The organism is Actinoplanes sp. NBC_00393, from assembly GCF_036053395.1.
GTDB lineage: Bacteria > Actinomycetota > Actinomycetes > Mycobacteriales > Micromonosporaceae > Actinoplanes.
This window is the reverse complement of the sequence record NZ_CP107942.1, coordinates 10,532,113-10,558,606: the sequence shown is the minus strand read 5'-3', so window position 1 is coordinate 10,558,606 and position 26,494 is coordinate 10,532,113. Positions and strand designations below refer to the sequence as shown.

Sequence of the window (26,494 nt, the reverse complement as noted above, 5' to 3'; positions counted from 1 at the left end):
TTGCCGCATGTCTCCCGCAGCTGAGGCGGCCACCCGTACCGCCCGCCGGTCCACCCGGTTCGTGGCCTGGGTACGTGCCTGGCGCGCCGGGCTCGTGCCCTTCGACGAGCTGGCCGACGAGATCGCCGACGGCGAGGAGCAGCTCGTCGCCGACGCCCCCGGCACCTGGACCGACGTACCTCTCCCCCAGGGCCTGCCGATCTTCGCGAAACTGCACCCGGACGAGATCCGGCTGGTGCTGCCCGCCCCCGGCGACCCGCGCGGCCTGCCCGGCCCGAGCGACCTGACCGGCGCCGCCCTGCTGGCCGGCGAGGCGGTGATGACGCCGTCCTTCGGGGTCGTGCCCGAGGTGCGCAAGCACACCTCCGGGTCCGGCGTGGAGTTCGCGACCGTGCTCTGGCGGGTGCTCCCCGCGCCGGAGTACCGTCCGGTCTTCCAGATGGGCGCCGCCGAGGCCGAGGCCGAGCTGACCACCGCGCTCACCGAAGCCACCACCCAGCTCACCAAGCTGGACGTGGCGCAGTGGAAACCCGAGCTGGCCGGCGCCCTGCAGGCGCTGCGGCGGCCGGAGAGCACCGCCACTCTGCCACCCGGCTTCGACCCGCGGGCCCGCCGGCTCTTCGCCCGGGCGGCCGTGCTCGACCAGGTGCTGGCGCTCGCCGGGAGCAACGCGCCGGGCGGGGCGGTCAACGGCTACGAGGCGCAGGCCCGGGACGCGGCCCTGCGCCCGCTGACCGCCGCCTGCCGGCAGGCGCTGGTCGCGGCCTGCAACTCCCCGCTGCGCCCGTAATGCAGGATCGTCACGCCCACTGCACGTACTGCGGGGCGCGGTTCCTGCCCGGTCAGCCTTGGCCGCGCCGCTGCGGCGCGTGCGGCGAGACGAGCTACCTGAATCCGAGCCCGGTCGCGGTCGCTGTCCAGCCGGTCGGAGCCGGCCTGCTGGCGGTTCGGCGCGGCGTTCCGCCGGCCGTCGGCCGGCTCGCCCTGCCGGGCGGTTTCATCGACGTCGGCGAGACCTGGCAGGCCGCCGCGGTCCGGGAACTGTTCGAGGAGACCGGCCTGGTGGCCGACCCTGCGGGCGTACGCCTTTACGACACGATCAGCGCCCCCGACGGCACCCTGCTCGTCTTCGCCCTGCTCCCGCCCCTGCCCGGCGCCGCCGCGCTGCCACCTCCGCTGGCGAACCCGGAAGCGCTGGGCCGGGAGATCCTCTACGGCCCGACCGAGCTCGGCTTCAGCATCCACACGGCGATCGCCACGCGATGGTTCACCGAGCTCGGCCGGAGACGGTGACTCAGCCGCGCCGCGCGATGACCGCACCGGTGCCGTCGGTGCCCACTCCCCAGAATCCGCCGGTGGTTCCGGGGATCGCGGCGAGCCCGGAGATGGCGAGGTCGCCGGTCCCCCGCTCGACCGTCCAGCGGCCGGCGCGGTAACTCAGGTAGAGCGCCAGCCGGCGGGTTTCGTCGTGACCGGCGATCCACACGGTGCCGCCGGCATCGACGGCGACCGTCTGCAGTGGGGCGTTCGACACCGGTGCGGCGATCTGCCGCCACGACTGCCCGTTGAAGTGCATGATCAGCGGCTGACGGGTGTAGCTGTCGTCGATCGTGCCGACCGCCCAGACGTCATTCGCCGAGCGCGCCGCCACGCTGAGGAGCCGGGCGTTGACGATGTCCGGCATCGGCATCACCCGCCATGCCCCGTTCCGCCGTTGCAGGGCCAGTGGGTACGGACCCGACCCGTCCGCCCGGTACGTCTCGCCCACCGCGGAGGTCACCCCGTCCGACGCGGTGGACACCGAGTAGAGCCCGTTGGACCAGCTGTCCGGCACGGTGACCGCGACATCGGTGAACCGCTGCCCGTCCCACTCCACGATCTTGGGGTTGGGGTGCTTGGAGCCGACGAACACCGCTCGTCCAGCACGGGCCGCCACGTCGTTCAGAGTCGCGAACCTGTCGTCGCCGAGGGGCCGGTGATTCGTCCACGTACGGCCGTTGAAGTGAGCGGCGTACGGGACGAACTCGTCGGCATGGCCGACCGTCCAGACGTCGGCGTTGCCCGCCGCGCTGACCCCGGTCAGGTTGCTGGGGTCGCCGGGCAGCTGCTCCTGCGCCCAGCGGGAGCCGTTCCACCGCATCACGGCGTAGAACTGCAGGCCGGCCGGCACACCGACGAACGAGTGGTTCTGGTAGCCGACCGCCCACGCGGCCGACGGGCCGGTCGCGGTCACGTCCTGCAGCCGGCTCAGCTGTGGCAGCGACGCCGACGTGACGCGCCAGGACGTCTCGGCAGCGGATGCGGGCGGCGGCGCGGCCAGCGCCACGCCCAGCGCGGTCACGCCGCCCAGCAGGGACTTCGACAGTTTCATGAGAGCCTCCCCGTTTCGGTCGAGGACCTCAGCCTCGCCGCCGTGGATCTCTCCGGCCACCGCTGGAGCGACCTCGTAAGGGATCGGTAAGGATCAGTCGATCAGGCCGGCATCCACGAGTTCGGTGAGCAGTCGCTGGATGGCCGGGGCGCAGCGGTGCGACTCGGCCGAGGAGAACCAGGCCAGCTCGGCGATCTCGTTGGCGGCCGCGGGCTCGCCGGTGGCCGGGCCGATGAAGCAGACCAGGCGGACGCGGGTGCCCGGCGGGCGGTTGTGCGCGGGCGCCTCGATGGTGGTGAACAGCCGCAGCGCCGCCGGGTCGACCGGGATGCCGACCTCCTCGCGGACCTCCCGGGCAGCGGCCTCGGCGTGGCTCTCGCCGGCCTCCGGCTTGCCGCCCGGCAGGTAGAACGCGTCCGAACCGCTCGCCCGGACCACCAGCACCCGCCGGTCGCGGACACAGACCCAGGCGGCGGCGACGACCTCCATCAGGCTCAGATCTCGTCGATCAGGTCGGCGACCGAGTTGATGATGCGGGACGGCCGGTACGGATAGGTCTCGCTCTCCATCCGGCTGCTGATCCCGGTCAGCACCAGGATCGTCTCCAGCCCGGCCTCGAGACCGCACAGCACGTCGGTGTCCATCCGGTCGCCGATCATCGCGGTGGTCTCGCTGTGCGCGCCGATCGCGTTCAGCGCCGAGCGCATCATCATCGGGTTGGGCTTGCCGACGAAGTACGGCTTCACGCCGGTCGCCTTGGAGATCATCGCGGCGACCGAGCCGGCGGCCGGCAGCAGGCCCTCGTTGGACGGTCCGGTGGCGTCCGGGTTGGTGCAGATGAACCGGGAACCCGCGTTGATCAGCCGGATCGCCTTGGTGATCGCCTCGAAGCTGTAGGTGCGGGTCTCGCCGAGCACCACGTAGTCCGGGTCGAACTCGGTCAGCACGTACCCGGAGGCGTGCATCGCGGTGGTCAGGCCGGCTTCGCCGATCACGTACGCCGTACCGCCCGGCCGCTGGTCGGCGAGGAACTGGGCGGTGGCCAGCGCAGCCGTCCAGATCGACTGCTCATCCACCTCGAAGCCCATCCGGGACAGCCGGGCCTGCAGGTCACGCGGGGTGTAGATGGAGTTGTTGGTGAGGATCAGAAAGGGCTTGCCGGACGCCTTCATCCGGTTGACGAACTCGGGGGCGCCCGGCACCGGCTCACCCTCGTGGACGAGCACCCCGTCCATGTCGGTGAGCCAGCTCTCGATCGCCTTGCGCTCCTTCATCAGGATGCCTTTCGTCGCGCGGGTGGGGGGCAACAGTCGGCCGGGCAGGCGTCCCAGATCGGCAGCGTACCGATCGAGGCACGCGCTTGATCATCGGTACGTTCCTGTACGAGTTCCCGCACCATTGCGACGAACTTCGGGTGAATCCCCGGGGTGGCCGCACGGGCGTACCCCAGGCCGAGGCGGGCGGCGGTGTCCTTCGCCTCGTTGTCCAGATCCCAGATCACCTCGAGGTGGTCGGAGACGAAGCCGATCGGGCTGACCACCACGTCGGTCACCCCCTTCTCGGCGAGGGCTTCCAGGTGGTCGTTGATATCCGGCTCCAGCCACGGGATCTGCGGCGGGCCGGAGCGGCTCTGCCAGACCAGGTCGTAGCCGAGGTCCATCGCGGCGGCGGCGTGCACGAGCCGGGCGGTCTCCTCCAGCTGCGCGTTGTAGCGGCCGCCGGTCGGACCGGCCGTGTTCGCCATGCTGACCGGGATCGAGTGGGCGGTGAAGACCAGCCGGGTGGTCGCCCGGCGGGCCGGGTCAAGCGTGCTGAGCGCCGCACTGACGGCCTCGACGTGCGGCTCGACGAAGCCCGGGTGGTCGTGGAACTGCCGCAGCTTGGCGATCCTGGGGGCGCGCGGGCCGACCTGGGCCCGGGCCGCGGCGATGTCCTCCCAGTACTGCTTGCAGGAGGAGTACCCGCCGTACGCGCTGGTCGCGAAGCCAAGCGCGTGCTCGACGCCGTCGTCACGCATCTGCGCGACGGTGTCGGCGAGCATCGGGTGCCAGTTGCGGTTGCCCCAGTACGTGGGGAGACCGATGCCATGATCGCGGAAATCCGACGAAAGAGCGGCCAGCAGATCGCGGCACTGCTGGTTGATCGGGGACACCCCGCCGAAGTGCATGTAGTGCTCGTACACCTCGGCGAGGCGCTCGTCCGGGACACCGCGCCCGCGCACCACGTTGCGCAGGAACGGCATCACGTCATCGGGTTTCTCGGGTCCACCGAAGGAGAGCAGGACGAACGCGTCGTAAACCACCCGACCATCCTGCCACCGGATCACGCGGCAAGCGCGTGGTAGCCCCCGTCGACGTGCACCATCTCACCCGTGGTGGCCGGGAACCAGTCGGAGAGCAGGGCGCAGACCGCGCGGGCGGTCGGCTCCGGGTCGGTCAGGTTCCAGCCGAGCGGTGCCCGCTGGGTCCAGGCGTCCTCGAAGTCGCTGAAGCCCGGGATCGACTTGGCCGCCATCGTGCGCAGCGGTCCGGCCGACACCATGTTGCTGCGGATGCCCTGCTTGCCGAGGTGCATGGCGAGGTAGCGGGACGCCGACTCGAGCCCGGCCTTGGCCACGCCCATCCAGTCGTAGAGCGGGTACGCCTTGGTCGCGTCGAACGTCATGCCGACGATCGAGCCGCCCGCCTGCATCAGCGGCAGGCACGCGGTCGCGAGGGACTTGTACGAGTACGTCGACACCTGGAACGCCTGGGCCACCTCCTCCCAGGTGGTCTCCAGGAACGCGCCACCCAGGGCGTTCTGCGGAGCGAAGCCGATGGAGTGGACAACGCCGTCCAGTCCGTCGACGTGCTCGCGAACCCGGTCGGCGAGGCTGTCCAGGTGCTCCTGGTTGGTGACGTCCAGTTCGATGACGGGCGCCGGCTCGGGCAGCCGCTTGGCGATCCGCTCGACCAGCGAGAGCCGGCCGAACCCGGTGAGCACCACCTTGGCGCCGTTCTCCTGCGCCAGTTTCGCCACCGAGAACGCGATCGAGGCGTCGGTGATCACCCCGGTGACGAGCAGCCGTTTTCCGGCCAGCAATCCAGACAAGTTCTCTCTCCTGACAGTGCCTATTGAGAAGCGCAAAACTCAGTGGCCCATGCCCAGGCCACCGTCGACGGGGAGCACGGCGCCCGAGATGTACGCCGCGTTGTCGCTCGCCAGGAAGGTCACCGCCGCCGCGACCTCGTCGGTGGAGGCGAGGCGACCCGCCGGAACCGCCTTGATGATCTCGGCCTTGCGCGACTCCGGCAAGACGGCGGTCATCTCGGTCTCGATGAAACCGGGTGCCACCACGTTCGCAGTGATGTTGCGGGTGCCCAGCTCACGGGTGATGCTACGGGCCATGCCGACCAGGCCGGCCTTGCTCGCCGCGTAGTTCACCTGGCCGGGGCCGCCGTACAGGCCGACCACCGAGGAAATGAAGATCATCCGGCCCCAGCGGGCACGCAGCATCTTGCCGCTGGCCCGCTTCGCGACCCGGAACGCGCCGGCCAGGTTGGTGTCGATCACCCGGTCGAACTGCTCCTCGGTCATCCGCATGAGCAGCGTGTCGTCGGTGATCCCGGCGTTGGCGACCAGCACCTCGACCGGGCCCAGCTCGTTCTCCACGAAGGTGAACGCCGCGTCGACGGCGGACGAGTCGGTGATGTCGCACTGCACGCCGAGCAGTCCCTCGGGCGCGCCGGATCCGCGGTGGGTGACGGCGACCCGGTCGCCCTGCTTCGCGAACGCCTTGGCGATGGCCAGGCCGATCCCGCGGTTTCCTCCGGTCACCAGCACGGTGCGAGCCACAACGCACTCCTTCGTCAGGTCATACCCAGGTAGGGGTGCCGGGTGGCACCGCAGGGTCACGACAGCCGCACACACTCGCCGTAACCTGCTGGGAATGGAGACTATCGGCCCTGGGTCGCCCGGCGGAGTGATGGGGCCGCTGACTTACCTAACGTTCAAAAGGGAAACGCCGAGGCCACCGGCCCGCGGCCGCGCACGGTACGCCGTGCCGCTGGCCATGCTCGCGCTGACCGGCCTCGCGTTCAGCGCCTCCGAATCCCTGGAGGACGCCCGGGCCATCCCCGGGTGGCTGATGGCGATCATCAGCGTGGGCTCGGTGCTGCCGGTGGCCCTGAGCTACCGGTTGCCGGTCTGGGCCTGGCGGGTGGCCTACCCGATGATGTTCGCCGGCACGATCGGCGCGGACCTCACCATCGAGCCCTGGCCGTGGAACCCGGTGCAGATCGTCGGCTTCCTCGTCGTCCTGGCCCGGCTGGCGACGACCAGCGAATCGATGGTGACGGTCTGGGCGACTACGCTCAGCCTGATCCCGGTCTTCCTCTATGCCCCGGACGCCAACGCGTGGGGCGCCGCGCTGCTGCTGGTCGTGATCGGCGCGCTGGGCAACATCGCGTCCCGGCGGAGCCGCACCCGCCAGCTCACCGAACTCACCGAGCTGGAACGGGCGAAGCGGGCGGTGCTCGAGGAACGGGCCCGGATCGCCCGGGAGATGCACGACGTGGTGGCACACCACATGTCGATGATCGCGGTGCAGGCGGAGACCGCGCCGTACCGGCTGGACGATCTGCCCGAGCCGGCCAGGCAGGAGCTGGCCTCGATCGCCGGCGCGGCCCGGCAGGCCCTCACCGACATGCGCCGGCTGCTCGGCGTGCTGCGCGCCGAGCACGCGGAGGCCGAGAAAGAACCACAGCCGGGGTACGCGGAAATCAGCGAACTCGTCACGACGGCGCGCCGGGCCGGGCTGCCGGTCACCAGCGAACTACCGGATCTCGGTGAGCTGCCGGAGGCGGTCGGGCTCACGGCGTACCGAATCGTGCAGGAAGCCCTGGCCAATGCGGCGCGTCACGCGCCCGGCGGCCCGGTGCGGCTGGATGCCCGCGCCGACGCCGCCCACCTGGAGTTGCGGGTGCGCAACGAGCTCACCGGCCCGGACCGGACCCGGCAGCAGGGCCACGGCCTGGTCGGGATGCGGGAGCGGGTCACCCTGCTCGGCGGTGAGCTGACCGCCGGCCCCGACGGCGACGGCGGCTACCTGGTGGCCGCCCGGATCCCCCGGCAACCGGAGGCCCACGAATGATCAGAATCTTGATCGCGGACGACCAGGCGATGGTCCGGCAGGGCTTCGGCGCGCTGCTCGGCGCCCAGCCCGACCTGCTGGTGGTCGGCGACGCGGCGAACGGCGCGGCGGCCGTCGAGGCGGCCCGGGAGCTGCGGCCGGACGTCGTGCTGATGGACGTGCGCATGCCGGTGATGGACGGCCTGGAGGCGACCCGGCGGATCACCGGGCCCAAGGTGCTCATCCTGACCACTTTCGACCTGGACGACTACGTCTACGAGGCGCTGCGGGCCGGGGCCAGCGGCTTCCTGCTCAAGGACGCCCCGGCCGCCGACCTGGTGCACGCGGTCCGGGTGGTGGCAGCCGGCGAGGCGCTGCTGGCGCCGTCGGTGACCCGGCGGCTGATCGCCGAGTTCGCCGCCCGGCCGCACCGGGACCGGCCCCGGCCGGTGGCGCTCAACGCGCTCACCCCGCGGGAGACCGACGTGCTGCGGCTGATCGCCCGCGGCCGCTCGAACGCCGAGATCGCCGCCGACCTGGTGGTCGCCGAGCAGACGGTGAAGACGCATGTGGGCCGGATCCTGGGCAAACTCGGTCTGCGGGACCGGGCGCAGGCGGTGGTCTTCTCGTACGAGACCGGACTCGTTGCCGCGGGAGAGTGACCCGATTTTCTTAAGCGGCGCTTAAGGAGTACGCTCCCACACGGTTCCCAGGCCCGACGACTTGACGGAGGTGATCGCTGTGCGAGATAGCGATCCTCCTAGTCGCGGCCGGGACACTCGTCAGCCTCGCTGACCAGTTCTCTCTTCCCGCGCATCCGGTGTTCACACGGCTCAGCCGTGCGCGGGTCTTTCCGGCCGCGACGTGACTCTGACCTCGTTCAGTCACCAGCGGAAGACGGTTCCATCATGAAGAACTTCGTCGCGCCCCTCGGTTTCACCCTGCTCTCGGCCTGGGTCGTCGTGCTTTTCGTGCTCGCGCACAACACGCCCTAAGGCAGCCTCGAGGTCCAGAGCAGGCTCATCGTGGCGCCCAGCAGGCCCAGCAGCAGGCCGGCGGCGGCATACCACTGCGTGACCTCACGTGGCTCGGTCCGGTGACCGATCGAGCTGCCCATGTCCTCGTACACCTGCTTCAGCTCACTGACCGACGCGGCCTCGTAGAAGAAGCCCTTGGTGTTCTCGGCCAGCTCCTGCAGGGAGAGCCGGTCCACCGGCACCCGCTGCACCGAGCCGCGGATGTCCACCACGCCGGTGTCGGTGCCGAAGGCGATCGTCGAGACCGGCACGTTGGCCTGCGAAGCCGCGGTCGCCGCGTCCTCGATCGACCGGCCGGACGTGCGGTACCCGTCGGAGAGCAGCACGATCCGGGCCGGCGGCGCGCCGTCCGCCCCGTCCGCCGGCACCGTGCGGATCGCGTCCAGCGAGGTGAACACCGCCTCACCGGTGGCGGTCGCCTCGGCCAGCGTCAGCCCGTCGATCGCGGAGATCACCGCGGACCGGTCCTTGGTCGGCGAGACCAGCACGTTCGCCGCCTTCGCGAACGACACCAGACCCAGATTGTAGGTGGGCGGCAACTCGCTGACGAACGCCTTCGCCGCCTCCTGCGCCGCCTCGATCCGGCTCGGCGCCACGTCGTCGGCCTGCATCGACAGCGAGACGTCGATGGCGAGCATCACGGTGGCGCGTTCCAGCGGCTGCTCGGTGTCCACCGACGGGCGCGCGGTCGCGGCCGCCAGCGCGCCCAGCATCAGCAGGAACGCTGCGGCGGAGACGTGCCGGCGCCAGCCCAGGCCCTTCGGCGCGAGGGTGCGCAGCAGGTCGACGTTGGTGAAGCGCATCGCGTACGAGCGTTTGCGGAACTGCCGCCAGACGTAGACGCCGGCCATCAGCAGGACCGGCAGGATCGTCAGCAGCCACCACGGTTCCAGGAAACGGATCATCGTGTGGTCCCTCGGGTACGGGCGTGGCGTTGAGCGGCCACGAAGCGGACCATGTCGAGCAGCCAGTCGGTGTCGGTGCGCAGGCGCAGGTGGGCGGCGCCGGCGGCACGCAGCGTCCGGGCGATCGCGGCACGCTGTTCGCCGGCCGCCTCGGCGTACCGCTGGCGCAGTTTCGGATCGGAGGTCTGGACCTCGTGCAGCGCGCCGGACTCCGGGTCGGCCAGCGTCAGCACGCCGACGTCGGGCAGCTCCAGCTCACGCGGGTCGACCACCTCGATCGCGAGCACGTCGTGGCGTACCCCGAGCTTGCGCACCGGCCGGGCCCAGCCCTCCACCGGCGCCAGGAAGTCGGAGATCACCACGGCCACGCCACGCCGTCGCGGCGGCCGGTTCAGCATGTCGATCAGGGCGCCCAGGTCGGTCCGGCCGGGCCGGATCTGCGTGCGGGCGATCGCCCGCAGCAGGCCCTGCGCCTCCTTGCGGCCGGGCCGCGCGGGCAGGCGGACCACCGGGCCGGCCGGGTGCGGCGCCGGCTGCGTCGCCGCCTTCCGGCGCCACCAGCTCGGGCTCTCCCCCTTCTCCGGTACGCCGGAGCCGGTGCCCACCACCGCGCCGATCCGGTTCCCGCCGCGGACCGTCAGATGGGCCATCGCGGTCGCGGCGGCGATCACCAGATCCCGTTTCAGCCAGCGTGCCGTACCGAAGTCCAGGCTCGCCGAGAGGTCGACCGCCATCCAGGTCTCCAGCTCGCGGTCGGCCACCGTCTGGCGCACGTGCGGCAGCGTGGTCCGCGCCGTCACCGGCCAGTCCATCCGGCGCACGTCGTCGCCCGGCCGGTACTCCCGGGACTCGCCCGCCTCGGTGCCCGGACCGGGCAGCAGGCCCGCGTAGTCGCCCTGCAGCAGGCCGTCCAGTTTCCGGGTGACCAGCAACTGCAGGCGGCCGAGGACCGCCTCCGCCCGGGCGGAGTCGTCCGTGGCGGGCGCGGTGGTCATGGCTGCCCGTGCCAGCCCGCGCCGGCCTGCGGATACGCCTGGCGGTTGTCGAAGGCCGCGGCCGGGACCCCGCTGGTCGGCTGCACGCCCGGCACCACCGCAGCGGTCGGCTGCCCGTTCGGCGAGGCGCCCTGCCGGGCGGCGACCGACGGCATCGGGACGGTCTGCATGATCCGGGCGACCACGTGGTCGGCCGGGATGTCGTCGGCCAGCGCGTCGTAGCTGAGCACCAGGCGGTGCCGCAGGATGTCCGGCGCGACGTCGGTCAGGTCCTGCGGCAGGGCGTAGTCACGGCCGCGGAGCAGGGCGAGCGCCCGGGTGGCCCGGACGATGCCGAGCGAGGCGCGCGGACTGGCGCCGTACTGGATCAGCTGGGCCACGTCAGGCATGCCGTGCTGGGCCGGCGCCCGGGTGGCCAGCACCAGCCGGACCGTGTAGTCGACCAGCGCGTTGTGCACGAAGACCTGGTCGGCGCGGCGCTGCAGGGCGAGCAGGTCCTCCGGGTTGAAGACCTGCTTCGGCTCCGGGGCGCTCACCCCCATCCGGTAGACGATCTCCCGCTCCTCGCTGTCGGTCGGGTAGCCGACCAGGATCTTCATGAGGAAGCGGTCGCGCTGGGCCTCGGGCAGCGGGTAGACGCCCTCCTGCTCGATCGGGTTCTGCGTGGCCATCACCAGGAACGGGCTCGGCACCTCGTAGCTCTTGCCGCCGATCGACACCTGGTGCTCGGCCATCACCTCGAGCAGCGCCGACTGCACCTTGGCCGGCGCCCGGTTGATCTCGTCGGCGAGCAGGAAGTTCACGAAGACCGGGCCGAGCTCGACGTCGAAGTTCTCACTCGACTGCCGGTAGATCCGGGTGCCGACGATGTCCGCCGGGACCAGGTCGGGCGTGAACTGCACCCGGGAGAACGTGCCGCCGACCACCTTGGCCATCGTCTCGACCGCGAGCGTCTTGGCCACGCCGGGCACGCCCTCGAGCAGGCAGTGGCCGCGCGCCAGGAGCGCCACGAACATCCGCTCGACCATCCGGTCCTGCCCGACGATGACCCGTTTCACCTCGAACATCGCGCGCTCGAGGAGCGAGGCGTCATGCGCCGGCGGCACCGGCGCACCCGCGTCGGGACTGGTCTCGCTCTCGGGCGTGCTCGGCTGCGCCACCGGTCGTCCTCCACAACGGTCGTGATCCGCCGGCGTGGATGCCGACGTTCAAGACTTACACGACACACAACAACACACGGCTGAGAGGTTCCTAGGAGCCGCTGCGGCAAGCCTAGGCGCAGGTGCCGTCAACCGGCCGGCACTGTCCCCATCGCTGCCCCGCACGCCATAGTCCGGTCGTGTTGATCTTTCTGCGCGATCCGCCGGATCGGGCATGGTCACCGGGTGGATACGCAACCGGCTGGAGCGTGTAGCATTTGGCTCGTCGCCGGGCGGCTTCCCCCGTGGCCGCCCGGCGCTCAACCTCCCTAGGCTCTGGTCATGGTCGAGGATCTCTTTCAGCCCGCAGTGCTCAAACCCCAGTGCTCGGCCAAGGGCTGCCGGGCGGACGCCGCGTGGCAACTGCGGTGGAACAATCCGAAACTGCACACCCCGGAGTACCGCAAGACCTGGCTGGCCTGCGTGGATCATCGGGAGTCCCTCGGCTCGTTCCTGGACGCGCGCAGATTCCTGCGTGAGGTCAGACCCTTCAGCGAGGCAGGAGATGCGGTCATCTCCTAGGCTTCAGGTGTGAGCGAGCCGTCCCGCACCAGTGACGCAGTTTCGGCCTCCGCGCCGCGAGGCGGCACTCCGGACCGAAACAACGTCATCGATGCCCTCGAACCCTGGCCGGACACGGTCGAGTGGCGCCCCGTCTCGCCGAAGCTGATCATCGTCGAGTTGATCGGGCTCAGCGCGTGGATCGCCTTCCTGGTCGCCGGGCTCAGCGTCGGCTGGGCGCTGGGCGGGCAGTCCTGGTGGCCGTTCGCGATCCTCGCGGTGGTCCTGATGGGCATCTGGCGTGCGGTGATCGAGGCCCGGGCGGTCAAAGCCTGGGGGTACGCGGAACGCGACAACGACCTGCTCGTCCGCCACGGGCTGCTGGTCCGTCACCTGTCCATCGTTCCGTACGCGCGGATGCAGTACGTCGACGTCACCGCCGGCCCGCTGGAACGTGCGTTCGGGCTGGCCACGGTGCAACTGCACACCGCCGCCGCGGCCAGCGACGCCCGGATCCCCGGCCTGCCGCCGGAGGAGGCGTCCCGCCTGCGCGACCGGCTGACCGCCCTCGGCGAGGACCGGGCCGAGGGCCTGTGACCAGCCCCGGCCTCCCGCCCACCCCGCCCTACGCCGGCCCGTCGTACCCGGCTCCGGTTCCGCCCGCCGAGCCGGAGGGACGGCAGCGGCTGCACCCGCTCAGCCCCCTGCTGAACGGGGCCAAGAGCATCGTGGTGATCGTCGCCGCGCTGTCCTGGCAGACGTTTAACCAGCTCGGCGCCGCGCACTTCGCCATGGTGGTGGCGGTCCTCGCGATCGGCGTGGTGATCTTCTCGGTGATCGGCTGGTGGAGCACCGGCTATCACGTGGTGGGCCGCGAACTGCGGATCACCGAGGGCCTGATCTGGCGGCGCAACCGAGCGATCCCGCTGGACCGGCTGCAGGCCGTCGAGCTGCGGCGGCCGCTGCTCGCCCAGCTGACCGGGCTGGCCGAGCTCCGGCTCGAGGTGGTCGGCGGCGGCAAGACCGAGGCGCCGCTGGCGTACCTCACGGTCCGCGACGCCGCGGCACTCCGGGAGCGGCTGTTGGCGCTGTCCGGGCGTACCACTGCTCCGGCACCCGGAACGACCACCGCGGACCCGGCGGCAAACGCCGCCGCGCCACCCATGGAAGCCCCGCTCTACCGCGTCCGTAACCAGGATCTGCTGGTCAGCCAGCTGCTGACGCCGCAGGCGCTCTTCCTGCCGATCGGCATCGCCTGGGTGTCCGCGCAGTTCGTGTTCGAGGGCTCCTGGACGTTCATCGGCATCGCGAGCACGGTGACCGCGATGGCCGGTGTGCTGCTCCAGCCGATCCGCCGGGTGCTGCGCGACTGGGACTTCCGGGCCGCCCGCGACCCGGAGCAGCGGCTGGTGCTGCACTACGGCCTGGTGGAGACGCGCAGCCAGGTGGTTCCTCTGCACCGCGTGCAGACGGTACGGGTGACCTGGCCGCTGCTGTGGCGCGCCAAGCGCTGGCTCAACCTGCGCCTGGACATCGCCGGTTACTCCGGCCCGGAGCCGGGCGACGACAAGGCCTCCGACCGCCTCATGCCGGTCGGTGACATCGGGACGGCCCGGGCGCTGGTCGCGGCGGTGTTCCCCGGCGTCGACCTGACCGCCCTGGCGACCTCGCCGCCGCCGGCCCGGGCGCGCTGGCTGCATCCGTTCGCGCTGCGCTTCTACGGCGCCGGCCTCACTCCGGACGTGTTCGTCAGCCGGTCCGGGCGGGTCACGCGGGAGATGAGCCTGGTGCCTTATGCGCGGCTGCAGAGCGTCCGGGTCGTTCAAGGGCCACTGCAGCGCCAGCTTCGCCTGGCCACCGTCTACGCCGACACGGCCGGCGGGCGCGCCGGGATCGCCCGGGATCGTGATCTGGCGGAGGCTTGGGCTCTTGCTGAGCAGTTGGCGCTGCGGGCGCGCCAGGCACGCGGGCTCTCCGCCGGCCCTGGCTTCTCTGCCGGCCCTGGCTTCTCCGCGCAGCCCGTGGGGTTCGGCTCGCCCGCGCAGGCGGCTGGGCCTGGCTCGCCCGCGCAGTCCGCGTTCCCGGCCGTGCCGCCCGGATCGGTGCCGCCTGGATCAGTGCCGGCCGGGGGCGGATACCCGCCGCCGGGGCCGGGCGCGCCGGACGATGAGACGTACTGGCAGCGGCCTTCACAGTCTTAAGCTTTGATGATGGAGCTTCCGGAGTTCGCGCCCGGTCTCAACGCCCGGGTCGAGTTGACCGTCACCGACGCCGACACCGCCCAGTCCCTCGGGTCCGGCGACGTGCCGGTCCTGGGCACGCCCCGGCTGCTCGCCCTGGCCGAGGCCGCGACCGTGGCCGCGACCGCCCGCCAGATGCCCGGCGGCGTCACCACGGTCGGCAGCCGCGCGGAGATCGAACACCGGGCGCCCACACCGGTCGGCCGCCGGGTCACCGCACAGGCCACGCTGAACAAGGTGGAGGGGCGAAAGCTCTACTTCGACGTCACCGTCCACGACGGGGATGCGCTGGTCGCCGAGGTCCGGGTGGAACGCGTGCTGCTGGACCGGCAGAAGTTCATCGCCCGCGCCCTGGGGGACTGACCCGCGACGCCATTGCCGCCGTTGCTCCGACGCGCCTCGGTCGCCGGCGCCGGTCACCGCAGGGCGCCCCAGCGGGCGGTGAGTTCGGCCGGGGTGGGCATGGCGGTGGCGCCGCCCTTGCGTTCGCAGACCAGGCCGGCCACCGCCAGGGCGAAGCGGACGTTGCGCTGCCAGCCGTCGAGATCGCCGGGCAGGCCGTCGGTGAGCAGGCGGTGGATCAGGGCGCCCATCACCGAGTCGCCGGCGCCGGTGGCGTCGATCGCGGCGACCGACGGGGCGGGCATCATCGCGGAGCCGTCGGCGGCCGTGACATGCGCGCCGGCCGAGCCGCAGGTGACGACGACCGCGCCGGCGCCCAGGGCACGGATACGGGCCGCGGCGGCTGCCGGGTCGTCCTCGCCGTAGAGCACCACGGCGTCGGCGGCGCTGAGTTTCACCAGGTCGGCGGAGGCGAAGAACTCCTCGACCAGATCGCGGAGGGCGGCCACCGCGGCGGCGTCCGGGAGCAGGGTCGGCCGGACGTTGGGATCGAAGACCCGCAGCGGGCCGGGCGTGGACCAGGCCGCGCGGGCCGCCGCCCGGAAAGGCTCCCGGAGCAGGCAGATCGAGCCGGTGTAGAGCACGGCGGCGCCGGCCACAGCGGAAACGTCCAGGTCGGTGGGGGCGAGCAGAGCGTACGAGGGCGGCTCACCGTAGAACGTGAAAGTCGGCTCGGCGCCCTCGAAGGTGGTGACCGCGAGCGTGGTCGAGACCGGCACCCGCCGCACACTGTCCCGGCCCACTCCCGCCTCGCGCAGGAACGCCGCGATCCGGTCGCCGAGCACGTCGTCGCTGAGGGTGCCCACGTATCGGGCGTCACCCCCGAGCCGGGAGACCCCGACGGCGACGTTGAGCGGCGCGCCACCGATCGCCTGCCGGTAGATCTGCTCGCCGTCGAGGTCGGCCTCGAGCAGGTCGATCAGCGCCTCGCCCAACACCATCGCGTAACCCATGTCCGCGTCCCTCCGCTGTCTCGTCCCGGCTCAGCGTCCCACCCGCCGCGCTCGGGCACAGCCTTCCATCCGGGATCGACGCCGGCCACGCACAGCCACCCGCTCCGGGCCCCGCCCGCCCGGTGCGCCATCTCGCTTGCTCACGGCGGTCCGATAGCTCACTGGAGTGGCCACATACGCTGCGGGTGTGCGCACACCCGCAGCGTATGTGGCGCCGGGTGCCGGCACTCCCGCACGGCCAGGCCCCCTGCGCTCGGATCGAGTGTGAATCGGGCATGCGGCATCTTCTCGCCGACGTCCGCCTGGTCAGCTCCGGCGAAAAGCCACCCGCTTTAAGGGGATTTGTCAGAATTTTAGGATGAATAGCTTGCTGCTCTTCGCAGTCCCGCTGATCCTGCCGAGCTACGTGCCCGCCGACGTCACCGAGGGCACCTTCCGCGCCTGGAACGAGGCCACGCCCGCCGTCACCTACGACACCACCGCGGTCCCGGAAGGCGCCACCGCCAAGGTCACGGTCACCGACGAGAAGACCGGCGTCAGCGTCCGGCTCAAGGTCACCGGTCTGGTGCCGGGACGGGCGTACGGCGCGCACCTGCACGTCAACCCCTGCACCGACAAGCCCGCCGACGCCGGCCCGCACTTCCAGCACCGGATCGACCCGGTGCAGCCTTCTGTCGACCCGGAGTACGCCAACCCGCGCAACGAGATCTGGCTGGACTTCACCGCTGACGCCGACGGGAACGCCCGCGCCGCCAGCAAGCAGTCGTGGCACTTCGACGTGGACCGCCAGCCCTGGTCGCTGGTGCTGCACGCGGAGCGTACGCACACCGCCCCCGGCGAGGCCGGCATGGCCGGCGCCCGGCTGGCGTGCCTGACCCGCACCGCCGTCTCCGCATACGGGAACGGCGGCGGGAGGTTGTAACGTCGCAGGCAGCGGAGAACGGAGGCACCCCACATGTCCGACCAGCCCAAGACGGAGTCCCACGACCCCGACTTCCCGGAGGCGTTTCTGCAGTTCATGCGCAGCGGCTGGCGGGAGGACCCGTTGACGGTCGCACCGCTGCCCGAGGTGCCGAACTACGCGAAGCGCCGCGCGGCGCTCTCCGAGGCCTTCCCCGGCGAGACGCTGATCATCCCGAGCGGCAACGAGAAGGTGCGGGCGAACGACACCGACTACCCGTTCCGCCCCGGCAGCGACTTCTTCTACCTGACCGGCGACCGCGACCCGGACAGCGTGCTGGTGCTGCGGCCGAGCGGCTCCGGTCATGACGCGGTGCTCTACACCCGGCAGCGCAATTCGAAGGACACCGACCGGTTCTTCCGGGACCGCAACGGTGAGCTCTGGATCGGCCGGACCCACACGCTCTCCGAGAAGTCGACGGAGCTGGGCCTGGACACGGCGCCGCTGGGTGAGCTGGGCCCGGCCCTGGCCCATTCGGCGCCGGGCCGGACCCGGGTGCTGCGCGGCCTGGACGCGAACGTGGACCGGGCGGTGCTGGCCTACGAGCCGGACCGCAGCCGCCCCCGCGACCGCGAGCTGGCCCGGGTGATCTCCGAGCTCAAGCTGGTGAAGGACGAGTGGGAGATTGCCCAGCTGCAGGCTGCGATCGACGCCACGGTGTTCGGCTTCGAGGACGTGGCGAGGGTGCTGCCGGCCGACCGCAGCGTCAAGGAGCGCCTGCTGGAGGGGGTGTTCGGGCTGCGCGCCCGGCACGACGGCAACGACGTCGGCTACAGCTCGATCGTCGGCTCCGGCCCGCACGCGACGATCCTGCACTGGGTCCGCAACACCGGGGTCACCACGCCGGGTGAGCTGCTGCTGATGGACATGGGTGTGGAGGGCCACAACCTGTACACCGCGGACGTCACGCGTACCGTGCCGGTCTCCGGGACCTTCACCCCGTTGCAGCGCCAGGTCTACGACATCGTGTACGCGTCGCAGCAGGCCGGGATGGACGCCATCCGGCCCGGCGTGGCGTTCCGCGACGTCCACCGGACCTGCATGCGGGTGCTCGCCGAGGGCCTGCACGACCTGGGCCTGCTCCCGGTCAGCGTGGACGAGGCGATGAGCGAGAAGAGCACCGTCTACCGGCGCTGGACGCTGCACGGGTTCGGCCACATGCTCGGCATCGACGTGCACGACTGCGCGAACGCTCGTAACGAGACCTACCGGGACGGCCGGCTGCAGGAGGGCTACGTGCTGACCGTCGAGCCGGGTCTGTACTTCCAGGCCGAGGACGACCTGGTCCCCGAGGAGCTGCGCGGCGTCGGCGTCCGGATCGAGGACGACGTGCTGGTGACCGCGGACGGCTGCCGCAACCTGTCGGCCGGCCTGCCGCGGTCCTCCGGCGAGGTGGAGCAGTGGCTGGCGTCGCAGCGTGAGGCCGGCCCGCGCCTGCCCGGCTGAGTTTGATCACCTCCGGCACACTGTCCGGCATGGACGACGTGCAGGAGACGCCGATCGATGTCCGGGTGACCGAGGGCCGGGTGGCGGTGCGGGCCGGCGGGTTCGTCACGATCGAGAGGATCGGCGACCCGGCGGCCCGCAAGCACGTGCCGATCGGCACCCGCGATCGCAAGCACCTGAGGATGACGATCGACGGCGTGCCGGCCGTCCTGCGGCCCGGTCCGGGGCGGTACACGCGCGGGTCGTACAAGGTGCGGGTGGTCCACGACGGCGCGGCCTATCTGCTGCGGCCCAAGGACCCGGAGACCAGCCGGCTGTCCCGCGACGGGTTCCGGCTCGGCGATTTCCAGGTCGTCGACGGGGAGGTGCGGGTGGACTGGGATCCGGACACCCGGATCACCCCCACCGGCGCCGACCTGGCGATCGGCTACGCCCTGACCGCGGCGTTCGGCGCCGGTGCCAGCTTCTTCATCGTGATGCTGCTGGATCTGCTCGGCCACGTGCCGGACTAGGCCTGCCCGGCACGCTTGCCCGGCCGGGTGATGAGGCCGCGGTCCAGGGCCACCACCACCGCATGCGTACGGTCACTGACGTCGAGTTTCGCGAAGATGCGCAGCAGGTGCGTCTTCACGGTCGCCTCGGCGATGACCAGCTTCCGGCCGATGTCGGGGTTGGAGAGCCCGTCCGCCACAGCGTTGAGCACCTCGATTTCGCGGACGGTCAGTGACACCGGCGCCGGCTCCCGCATGCGGGCGACGAGCCGCTGCGCCACCCTCGGCGCGAGGACCGTCTCGCCCCGGGCGGCGGCGTGCACCGCGGCCACGAGCTGTTCGCCGGTGGCGTCCTTGAGCAGGTACCCGACGGCGCCGGCCTCCACGGCCCGCTCGATGTCGGCGTCGGTGTCGTACGTGGTGAGGATCAGCACCCGGGTACGCCCACCAGCGGCCACGATCTCAGCGGTGGCCTCCACCCCGTCCAGCACCGGCATGCGCAGGTCGAGCAGGGCGACGTCCGGAGCGAGCCGGTCGACCAGTTCGACGGCCTGCCGCCCGTTGCCGGCCTCGCCGATGATGTCGATCCCGGACTCGGGGGTCAGCAGGGCGACGACTCCCGCCCGCATCACGGTGTGATCGTCGGCCAGGATGATCCGGACCCGTTCCCCGCTCATGTCACCGCTCCGCTCGCCGGCAAGGTCGCCAGAATCCGGGTGCCGTCGCCGATCGAGCTGGTGACGGAGAGTTCGCCGCCGAGCTCGGCCATCCGCCGGCGCATGCCGTCCAGGCCGAAGCCCGGCGAATCCCCGACGGCGAAGCCCCGGCCGTCGTCGGTGATCTCCAGTTCGACCGTGTCCCCGTGGTCGGCCAGGACCACTCCGACGGTGGAGGCGGCGGCGTGTTTGCGTACGTTCGCCAGCGACTCCTGCAGGCACCGCAGCAGCGCGATCCGGGTTTGCTGGTCGCCGGTGAGGTCGGCGAGGTCCGCCTCGACGGCCACGCCGGTGTCCTCGGCGAACCGGTCGAGGACCCGGCGCAGCGCCTGCGTGATCGTGCCGGTGGCGTGCGGCGCGGAACCGACCAGAATCCGCGCCTCGGCGAGGTTCTCCCGGGCCGTCTGCTCGATCGACCGGAGCTGGCGTGCCGTCCGGTCCGGCGCGGTCGCCATCCCGGCCCGCGCCGCCTCGGCCAGGACCACGATCGACGCGAAGCCCTGAGCGAGGGTGTCGTGGATCTCCCGGGCCATGCGTTCCCGCTCCTCGGCCGCGCCCTGGCGCTGCAGCGCCAGGTCCAGCTCGGAGCGCAGCCGGGCGGTGTCCACGGCGTGCTCGCGGACCAGCCGCTGGAACAGCAGCCCCAGCAGAGTGCCCGCGACGTAGCCGATGACCGTGGCCAGGAAGTTGCCGGTGCGCATCCCGGCGGCCAGGCCGCCGCCGGCCAGGGTGGCCAGCGCGGCGAGCCCGCTGAACGTGACCGCCTGGCGCGGCCCGCGGGTGAACAGCCAGAACTGGGGCAGCGACACGACGAAGAACGCCGCGCCGCCGCCGAGCAGATAGGCGCTCCCGCCCAGCCCGGCGATCAGCAGACCGACGAACAGCGCCGGGGCGGTGCGGGCCGCCGCATAGCCGCCCGCGAGCACAGCCGCGATCACCAGCGATCCCAGTCGTGTCGCGGTGGGCTCGTCCGAGGTCGCGACCAGTGGCGGGCACAGGCCGAAGACGACCCACGTGGCCGCGTACCCCTGGTGAAGCAGCCTCTGACGATCCATCGCGGTCAGCGTACTTCCAGGAGGGGACGGTCGGTGTTCGCGTCCGGCCGGTCCCGGGGCCCGGGGCGGACCGGCCACCAGCTGCGCTCGCCGAGCAGCAGCATGAGCGCCGGCAGGATCATGATGCGGATGACCACCGCGTCCAAAACGACCGCCACGGCCAGGACGAAGCCCATCTGCTTCATCTCGATGATGTGCAGCCCGACGAAGCTGGCGAAGACGGTCACCATCACGAACGCGGCGCCGGTCACCACCCGCGCGGAGCTGCCGATGCCGTCGAGGACCGCCTGACGGGTCGGCACACCGCGCTGCACCGCCTCCCGGATCCGGCTGATCACGAACATCTGGTAGTCGGTGGACAGACCGAACAGGATCACCAGCAGGAACAACGGCACCCGCGAGCCGATCGAGCCGGTGGAGACGAAGTCGAGCAGGTTCTGCGCCCAGGTGTTCTGGAAGACCAGCACCAGTACGCCGAGCGAGGCGCCCACCGACAGCAGGTTCAGGAACACTCCCGCCACCGCGAGAGTCACCGACCGGAACGCCCACAAGGTGATCCCGAACGTCACGAGCAGCAGCGCCACGATGATCAGAGGAAGCCGCTGCTTCTGATGCTCCGGGTAGTCGGCATATCGGGCGACGTCACCGGTGACCGCCACCTCGACGCCGGACAGCACGCCGACGGTCGCCGGCACGTAGTCGCGGCGCAGGGTCTGCAGCGACGATTTCGCCTCGTCGGTGCTCACGTAGTGCGGCACGGCCAGTTCCAGCACGCTGATCCGGCCGTCCGCGGAGGTCCGCAACTCGGCCGTGCCGGCCAGCCGGTCGTCGGCCCCGGCACGCTGAGCCAGCTTCCGCAGCGCTGCGCCGACCTGGCCGGCCCGGTCGCCCCCGGCCCGGACGACCACCTGGTGCATGGCCTTGAGCTCGGGGAACGCCTGGTTCAGCCGGTCGTACGTCTGCATCGCGGGAACCTCGCGGGGGTGGGTCTCCCGGCCCATGTCGGTGAGGTTGAGGCCGAGCAGCGGGGCGGTCAGGGCCAGCATGGCCAGGACCGCGACGCTCAGGACGGCGGCGGGCCGGCGGCCGGTGAGACGCAGCAGGGCGCTGGTGATCCGGCCGGCACCCTTCTCCCGCCGGGTGCTCCGGGCGCCGAGCTTGGCCAGCAGCGCGGGCAGGACGGTCATCGAGCTGAGCACCGCGACCAGGGTGACGGTGATGGCGCCGGTCGCGGTCGAGGAGAAGATCACGTCGTCGGCCAGGAACATCGTGGCGCTGGAGACGATCACGGCGATGCCGGAGAGCAGCACGGTCCGTCCCGACGTGGCCGCGGCGATGTGCACGATCGCCTCCGAGCTGAGCCGGCCGCCGGCACGGGCCCGTTCCTCGCGTTCCCGCTTGAGGTAGAAGAGCGTGTAGTCGACGCCGACCGCCATCCCGATCAGCAGGATCACGTTGGTGCCGACCCCGGCGTCCGGGAACACGTGCGAGGCCAGCATGGACAGGCCGATCGCCGCGGCGATCGAGGACAGGGCGATCACCAGCGGCACGACGGCCAGCGCGAGCGATCCGAACACGACGAACAACGTGAGCAGGGTGACCGGCACCGCGATCATCTCGGTCCGGGCCAGGTCGTCGCTGCGCAGTTCGCCGATGCCCTTGCTGATCGACGGGCTGCCGGTCTCCTCGATCCGCAGGCCGGGGTGGGCGGCCTGCGCCTGGGCGGTCTGCTCACGCAGCGGGCCGACGTGCTTCTTGCCGTCGAGCTCCGGGCCGCGCAGGGTCACGTCGACGCGTACCGCCGTGCCGTCGGCCGACCAGACCGGCTCGCCGACCGACTCGACCTCGGCCAGCTTCCCCATCCGGCCGGCGACGTCGCGTGCCGCGCTCTCCGCCTCGGCCCGGTCGAAGCCGCCCGCGCCGGCGGTGATCAGGACCCGTTCGAGGGGCTTCTGCCCGAGCCCGCCCTCGGCCGCCATCGCCTCGGCCCGGCCGGCCTCGCCGATCCGGAAGTCCTCAGTGGTGGCCGCGTTACCGCCCGCCGCGATCCCGGCGCCGAGGCACAAAACGACGAACAGCAGCCAGCCGGCGATCGCTTGCCACGGGTGCCGGGCGCTCCAGCCGGCCATCCGCACAGGAAGGTTTCTCATGCCGTAAATGCTGGTCGCGGCGGGTCTCCGCGGACAGCATCGACAGATCCAACCTGTTGTCCACCGGTCGGTGGACGGGCCTTACGGCCGGTAGTCGGAGATGCTCCAGCACTGGGCGCCGTCCGGCGAGTCGGTCACGTTGATGGTGACCTTGACCGGGTGGCCGTCGGCCGTGTCGAACGTGGTCGCCACCTCGGCGCCGTCCTCGGTGGCGGTCCGCGCCATCTCGACCAGCTGGCCGAGCGTCGGCACGTCGATCTCCTCGCCCTCCTGCCCGGTCACCGGCCCGAGATCCACCTCACCGGAGGCCGACGGCACAGCTGCCGGGCCACCGACCCGCTCGGCCTTCGACACCGCGCCGTCCGCGACGGTCACCTGGTAACGGCCGAAGGGCGCGCCCTCCTCGCATCCGAACGCCAGCGCGTACGAGTAGGCGGCCGGCTCGCTCCACGCCGGCGGCGACGCGCTCGCGGCAGTGGTGGGCGCCGGATCCGTGACGGCCGGCTCGTCCTTGTCGCCCGACGTGCACCCGCCGGCCAGACCGACCAGAACCAACGCGCACAGGGCACGCTCGATCCGCACCACGACCTCCGCTCCGCGACCCCCGCCCGTCGACGGCCACCCGGCGAAATCTAGCGCAGCCCCGCACGCGCCGATCAGGTCAGGTCGCTGACGAAGACCGCGACCGAGCGCCCCGGAACAGTCAGCACCACCGCGTCCCCCTCGATCTCCGCGCTCGCCGTCCGCAGCACCGGGTCGGCCGACTCGGTCAGCTCCGGGTGCAGCCGCAACTCGGTCGCCGGGAGCCGCTGGGTGGTCGGCTCCTCGGTGGCGTTGAAGACGACCGTGAGGGACCGCCACCGCGAGTCGAGGCCGGTGCCGTCCAGGCACATCACGATCACACCGGGGGTCTCGTCCGGGCCGCCCAGCGGGAACGTCACCCGGCGCTGCACCTCCTCCGCGGTGGGCAGGCCGAAGACCGGCGAGGACCGGCGGATCCGGAGCAGCTCCCGGTACCGCTCGGCGGTCATCGTGATCGCGTCCGGCGGCGGGACCAGGGACGGATCGGCGAGCAGCGGCCGTGCGTACTCCCACTTGTCGCCGTTGTCGTCGTACGGCGGCAGGCCGACCCCGAAACCGTTGCCGAGCGCCGGGTCCCAGCGGATCTGGTTGAACCAGTCGCCGGAGTTGAACGAGTTGCGGTCCAGCGACTTGGACCGCAGCCGCTCGCTGCCGAGCGCCACGAAGCCGGCGCCCTGACTCAGCACCACCAGCGCGAGGGCGAGCACCTGCATCCGGGCCCGGTCCAGCGGCGCGGTGCCGACCGGCAGTTTGAACGCCATCGCGTCGAAGAGGATCTCGTTGTCGTGGGCGTCCACGTAGTTCACCGTCTCGCCGGGGGCGTGCGCGTACCCGCTCGGGGAGCCGTTGTAGTCGATCTGCCCGCCACTGCGCTCGGCGCCGGTGTGGGTGACGAACCGGTACGCCGCGAGCCCGCCCGCCAATCCCACCTTGATCTGGTCGTGCAGCCACAGCGGGGTCCGCGCCCCGAGCCCGGTGGCGAATCCCTGCACACCCGGATCGTCGCCGAACGACCCGCCGCCGCGAGCCGCGTCCCGCAGCCGGTCGTTGAACGTGCCGATCCCGGTACCGGCCATGTTGACCTGGGTGGCCTGGGTGAACCGGGCGTCGTACGCCACCTCGCCGAAATTCCACCCCTCGCCGTAGAGGCAGATGTCCGGCCCGTGGCCGCCGAGATGATCCAGCGCGATCCGGGCCTCCAGGATGTTGGCCCGCGGGTGGTGACCCATCAGGTCGAACCGGAAACCGTCGATCCGGTACTCCCGGGCCCAGGTGACCAGCGAGTCGATCACCAGCTTGCTCATCATCATGTGCTCGGTCGCCGTGTTCGGGCAGCAGGTCGACTCGGCGGTGCTGCCGTCGGCGAGCAGCCGGTGGTAATAGCCCGGCACGATCCGGTCCAGGACGCTGAAGCGGTCGAGCCCGTCGCCCATCGTGTGGTTGTAGACCACGTCGAGGACCACTCGCAGGCCGGCGCCGTTGAGCGCGGCGACCAGCGAGCGCATCTCGAGGATCCGGGCGGTGCCGGCCGGGTCGGTGGCGTAGCCGCCCTCCGGCGTCGTCCAGTGCCAGGGGTCGTAACCCCAGTTGTAGCCGTCCTCGTCGGCGACGGCCATCACCGCTTTCTGCTGCTCGGGCGAGTCGGGCGGGAACGACGCCAGGTCGCAGGCGGGCTGCGCCTGGTCGGCCCGGCGGTCCGGGACGGTGGCGAAGTCGTTGACCGGCAGCAGGTGCACGTGGGTCAGCCCGGACTCGGCGAGCGAGCGCAGGTGCCGCATCCCGTCCGAGCCGGGGTGGGTGAACGCCAGGTAGGTGCCGCGTTCGGCGGCCGGAACGGAACCGTCGAAAATCGAGAAGTCGCGGACCGAAACCTCGGCGATCTGCATCCGGGCGGGCGGCACGGCGGGTGGTTTGCCCAGCTCGTCCCACCCCGGTGGGCGCAGCGCCGGGTCGGCGAGGTCGACCAGCTGGCTGTGCGTGGAGTCGGTGGCCAGCGACACCGAATACGGATCGGTGACGCTGGTGGTGACCACCCGCTGGGCGGCCGGATGCCACACCTGAACCCGATACCGGTAGTAGCGGCCGAGCCACTTGCGCTTGGCGGCGACCGACCAGACACCGGTCACCGCGTCCCGCTCCATCGGCACCAGGCGCGGCTCGTCGCCGGGCGCCCGGAACAGCTCCAGCTGCACGTCGCGGGCGGTGGGCGCCCAGACCGCGAGCTGCGCGCGCTCGGCGTCGGCCAGCAGCGGGCCGAGCTCGGCGTCGGCGGCATCCGCAAACAGATCGTCGAGGACGCCGGCGGGCTGCACGCCGGTGAGCGCGACCACCCGGCCGTCGGCGTCCCGCCCGGCCACCAGGAGCTGGCCGCGCAGCAGCTCGCCCAGGACCGCGTCGCCCAGCTCGCGCACGGCGAACGCGCGGTAGGCCCGCAGGTGCGGAAAGCGCCGGCTCTGCGCCTGGAACAGCCCGCCGGGGCGGGGCACCAGGGCCAGCTCGTCGTCCTCACCGGTCAGGTCGGTGCCGTCGCGGCGCAGCCGGCCCTCGGCGGACGCGGCCAGCGTGAACGTCTCCGCCCGGGCGGCGAACCACTCGGGCAGCGCGATGGTGCCCCGGTCGAGGAAGACCGCCAGGGACCGGGCCGGGTCCAGCTCGGGGCCGAGGGTGCCCAGGTCGGGGCGGACCGGGGCGGCGACGCCCGCGAGCAGCCACACCTCGCGGCTGGCGGTCAGGTCGAGCCGCTGGTCGTCGGGCAGGTCCTTCTCCTCGCCGCGGTGCAGGACGTAGCGCAGGCCGATGGCGTCGGCGCGCACCGGCACCTCGAAAACCGCGCCGTACTCGTCGAAGCGGGCGGGTGCCTTAGGCGTACCCCACCGGGTCTTGTCCTGGCGCTCGACACCCTCCCAGCAGTGCAGGCCCCACCCGGAGTAATCACCGTCCGGCCGGCGGTAATGGATCACGGCGAAGCCGGGATCCGGCGCCGGGGCCGGCGCCGGCGGCTCGTGCACGACCCGCCGGTCGTTGGCCTTGAGCCAGATCTCGGTGGTCCGGCCGAGATCGACCCAGCGGTCCAGGTCGACGTCCTTGGCGCCGTAGCGGTGCACCACCAGGAAACCGACCTCACGCGCCTCCGGAGCGAGCCGCACCCAGGCGAACCGGCCGTAGGAGTCCTCACCGGCGAACGGGGTGCCCTCGGGATAGACCGTCTCCGATCCGGCCGCGACGTCGCCCCAGGCGTGCAGCGACCAGTCGGTGTAATCGCCGTCGGCGCGGTGATAGTGCACGATGAGCCATTGCGGACGGGGCCGGTGGTGCGGCGGGGCGGTCGCAGTGATCTCGATCGTCGTCACCGCACCATCGTCGCACCGGCCTGTGACGTT

26 protein-coding genes are annotated in these 26,494 nt (G+C 71.8%); 11 read left to right on the top strand and 15 right to left on the bottom strand.

Features of this window, described 5'->3' with window-relative positions; all coding sequences use genetic code 11:
* Positions 1 to 7: 7 nt before the first annotated feature.
* A complete protein-coding gene (locus OHA21_RS48995; protein ID WP_328467432.1) occupies positions 8 to 790 on the top strand; it encodes a hypothetical protein in 783 nt (260 codons plus the stop codon).
* A complete protein-coding gene (locus OHA21_RS48990; RefSeq protein WP_328467430.1) occupies positions 790 to 1,293 on the top strand; it encodes an NUDIX domain-containing protein in 504 nt (167 codons plus the stop codon). Before OHA21_RS48995 ends, OHA21_RS48990 begins: the two co-directional genes overlap by 1 nt.
* A 1-nt stretch (position 1,294) precedes the next feature.
* Here the strand turns inward: OHA21_RS48990 and OHA21_RS48985 are convergent, their stop codons facing one another.
* The 6 genes from OHA21_RS48985 to OHA21_RS48960 all read right to left on the bottom strand — a co-directional run bounded on the left by OHA21_RS48985 (position 1,295) and on the right by OHA21_RS48960 (position 6,205).
* A complete protein-coding gene (locus tag OHA21_RS48985) occupies positions 1,295 to 2,371 on the bottom strand; it encodes a hypothetical protein (RefSeq protein ID WP_328467428.1) in 1,077 nt (358 codons plus the stop codon).
* 93 nt (positions 2,372 to 2,464) lie between these two features.
* The gene (locus OHA21_RS48980) at positions 2,465 to 2,860 is read right to left on the bottom strand and encodes an NUDIX hydrolase (RefSeq protein ID WP_328467426.1); all 396 of its coding nucleotides are present in this window, start codon (positions 2,858 to 2,860) and stop codon (positions 2,465 to 2,467) included.
* A gap of 5 nt (positions 2,861 to 2,865) precedes the next feature.
* A complete protein-coding gene (locus OHA21_RS48975; protein ID WP_442875220.1) occupies positions 2,866 to 3,702 on the bottom strand; it encodes an HAD-IIA family hydrolase in 837 nt (278 codons plus the stop codon).
* Positions 3,645 to 4,673: a ferrochelatase gene (locus tag OHA21_RS48970; protein WP_328467422.1), complete on the bottom strand. Its 1,029-nt coding sequence runs from the start codon at positions 4,671 to 4,673 to the stop codon at positions 3,645 to 3,647. The genes OHA21_RS48975 and OHA21_RS48970 overlap by 58 nt, the downstream gene beginning before the upstream one ends.
* A gap of 20 nt (positions 4,674 to 4,693) precedes the next feature.
* Positions 4,694 to 5,461 carry an enoyl-ACP reductase FabI gene (gene fabI / locus OHA21_RS48965; protein ID WP_328467420.1) on the bottom strand — a complete coding sequence of 256 codons (768 nt, stop codon included), beginning with the start codon at positions 5,459 to 5,461 and terminating at the stop codon, positions 4,694 to 4,696.
* A 39-nt stretch (positions 5,462 to 5,500) separates the two neighbouring features.
* Entirely contained in the window at positions 5,501 to 6,205 is a 705-nt protein-coding gene (locus tag OHA21_RS48960; protein ID WP_328467418.1) for a beta-ketoacyl-ACP reductase, read from the bottom strand.
* A 205-nt stretch (positions 6,206 to 6,410) separates the two neighbouring features.
* Here OHA21_RS48960 and OHA21_RS48955 point away from each other — a divergent pair, with 205 nt between their 5' ends.
* Positions 6,411 to 7,502, top strand: a complete 1,092-nt coding sequence (locus OHA21_RS48955) for a sensor histidine kinase (protein ID WP_328467416.1) — start codon at positions 6,411 to 6,413, stop codon at positions 7,500 to 7,502.
* On the top strand, positions 7,499 to 8,143 hold the full coding sequence (locus OHA21_RS48950; protein WP_328467414.1) for a response regulator transcription factor: 645 nt from the start codon (positions 7,499 to 7,501) through the stop codon (positions 8,141 to 8,143). Before OHA21_RS48955 ends, OHA21_RS48950 begins: the two co-directional genes overlap by 4 nt.
* A gap of 329 nt (positions 8,144 to 8,472) precedes the next feature.
* Here the strand turns inward: OHA21_RS48950 and OHA21_RS48945 are convergent, their stop codons facing one another.
* Genes OHA21_RS48945 through OHA21_RS48935 form a run of 3 tightly spaced genes read right to left on the bottom strand, consistent with a single transcriptional unit; the run spans position 8,473 to position 11,578 of the window.
* A complete protein-coding gene (locus tag OHA21_RS48945; protein WP_328467412.1) occupies positions 8,473 to 9,423 on the bottom strand; it encodes a VWA domain-containing protein in 951 nt (316 codons plus the stop codon).
* Positions 9,420 to 10,433, bottom strand: a complete 1,014-nt coding sequence (locus OHA21_RS48940; RefSeq protein ID WP_442875219.1) for a DUF58 domain-containing protein — start codon at positions 10,431 to 10,433, stop codon at positions 9,420 to 9,422. The genes OHA21_RS48945 and OHA21_RS48940 overlap by 4 nt, the downstream gene beginning before the upstream one ends.
* Positions 10,415 to 11,578 carry an AAA family ATPase gene (locus tag OHA21_RS48935; RefSeq protein ID WP_328467408.1) on the bottom strand — a complete coding sequence of 388 codons (1,164 nt, stop codon included), beginning with the start codon at positions 11,576 to 11,578 and terminating at the stop codon, positions 10,415 to 10,417. The genes OHA21_RS48940 and OHA21_RS48935 overlap by 19 nt, the downstream gene beginning before the upstream one ends.
* A gap of 321 nt (positions 11,579 to 11,899) precedes the next feature.
* On the opposite strand from OHA21_RS48935, the gene OHA21_RS48930 reads away from it, so the two are divergent.
* The 4 genes from OHA21_RS48930 to OHA21_RS48915 are packed head-to-tail and all read left to right on the top strand — an operon-like array spanning position 11,900 to position 14,721.
* Positions 11,900 to 12,139, top strand: a complete 240-nt coding sequence (locus OHA21_RS48930) for a hypothetical protein (protein WP_328467406.1) — start codon at positions 11,900 to 11,902, stop codon at positions 12,137 to 12,139.
* Between the two features lie 9 nt (positions 12,140 to 12,148).
* The gene (locus OHA21_RS48925) at positions 12,149 to 12,715 is read left to right on the top strand and encodes a PH domain-containing protein (RefSeq protein ID WP_442875044.1); all 567 of its coding nucleotides are present in this window, start codon (positions 12,149 to 12,151) and stop codon (positions 12,713 to 12,715) included.
* Positions 12,712 to 14,319 (top strand): PH domain-containing protein, encoded by a 1,608-nt coding sequence (locus OHA21_RS48920; RefSeq protein ID WP_328467404.1) that lies wholly within the window; start codon positions 12,712 to 12,714, stop codon positions 14,317 to 14,319. Before OHA21_RS48925 ends, OHA21_RS48920 begins: the two co-directional genes overlap by 4 nt.
* 9 nt (positions 14,320 to 14,328) lie before the next feature.
* Positions 14,329 to 14,721 (top strand): thioesterase family protein, encoded by a 393-nt coding sequence (locus OHA21_RS48915; RefSeq protein ID WP_328479017.1) that lies wholly within the window; start codon positions 14,329 to 14,331, stop codon positions 14,719 to 14,721.
* Positions 14,722 to 14,774: 53 nt separating this feature from the next.
* Here the strand turns inward: OHA21_RS48915 and OHA21_RS48910 are convergent, their stop codons facing one another.
* Positions 14,775 to 15,713 carry a carbohydrate kinase family protein gene (locus OHA21_RS48910; protein WP_328467402.1) on the bottom strand — a complete coding sequence of 313 codons (939 nt, stop codon included), beginning with the start codon at positions 15,711 to 15,713 and terminating at the stop codon, positions 14,775 to 14,777.
* Positions 15,714 to 16,071: 358 nt separating this feature from the next.
* On the opposite strand from OHA21_RS48910, the gene OHA21_RS48905 reads away from it, so the two are divergent.
* From OHA21_RS48905 to OHA21_RS48895, 3 genes are read left to right on the top strand one after another with little or no spacing between them, the layout of a single operon-like run.
* Positions 16,072 to 16,635, top strand: coding sequence for a superoxide dismutase family protein (locus tag OHA21_RS48905; protein ID WP_328467400.1), 564 nt, complete (start codon positions 16,072 to 16,074; stop codon positions 16,633 to 16,635).
* Positions 16,636 to 16,668: 33 nt separating this feature from the next.
* Complete coding sequence (locus tag OHA21_RS48900) at positions 16,669 to 18,120, top strand: aminopeptidase P family protein (RefSeq protein WP_328467398.1); 1,452 nt, start codon at positions 16,669 to 16,671, stop codon at positions 18,118 to 18,120.
* A 29-nt stretch (positions 18,121 to 18,149) separates the two neighbouring features.
* On the top strand, positions 18,150 to 18,632 hold the full coding sequence (locus tag OHA21_RS48895) for a hypothetical protein (protein ID WP_328467397.1): 483 nt from the start codon (positions 18,150 to 18,152) through the stop codon (positions 18,630 to 18,632).
* Here OHA21_RS48895 and OHA21_RS48890 read toward each other — a convergent pair.
* The 5 genes from OHA21_RS48890 to pulA form a co-directional block, all read right to left on the bottom strand.
* Complete coding sequence (locus OHA21_RS48890; RefSeq protein ID WP_328467395.1) at positions 18,629 to 19,288, bottom strand: response regulator transcription factor; 660 nt, start codon at positions 19,286 to 19,288, stop codon at positions 18,629 to 18,631. The two genes, OHA21_RS48895 and OHA21_RS48890, sit on opposite strands and share 4 nt — an antisense overlap.
* Entirely contained in the window at positions 19,285 to 20,382 is a 1,098-nt protein-coding gene (locus OHA21_RS48885; RefSeq protein WP_328467393.1) for a sensor histidine kinase, read from the bottom strand. Before OHA21_RS48885 ends, OHA21_RS48890 begins: the two co-directional genes overlap by 4 nt.
* 5 nt (positions 20,383 to 20,387) lie before the next feature.
* Entirely contained in the window at positions 20,388 to 22,532 is a 2,145-nt protein-coding gene (locus tag OHA21_RS48880) for an MMPL family transporter (protein WP_328467391.1), read from the bottom strand.
* An 81-nt stretch (positions 22,533 to 22,613) separates the two neighbouring features.
* The gene (locus OHA21_RS48875; protein ID WP_328467389.1) at positions 22,614 to 23,114 is read right to left on the bottom strand and encodes a hypothetical protein; all 501 of its coding nucleotides are present in this window, start codon (positions 23,112 to 23,114) and stop codon (positions 22,614 to 22,616) included.
* A gap of 74 nt (positions 23,115 to 23,188) precedes the next feature.
* Entirely contained in the window at positions 23,189 to 26,464 is a 3,276-nt protein-coding gene (gene pulA / locus OHA21_RS48870) for a pullulanase-type alpha-1,6-glucosidase (protein WP_442875043.1), read from the bottom strand.
* Between the last annotated feature and the right edge of the window lie 30 nt (positions 26,465 to 26,494).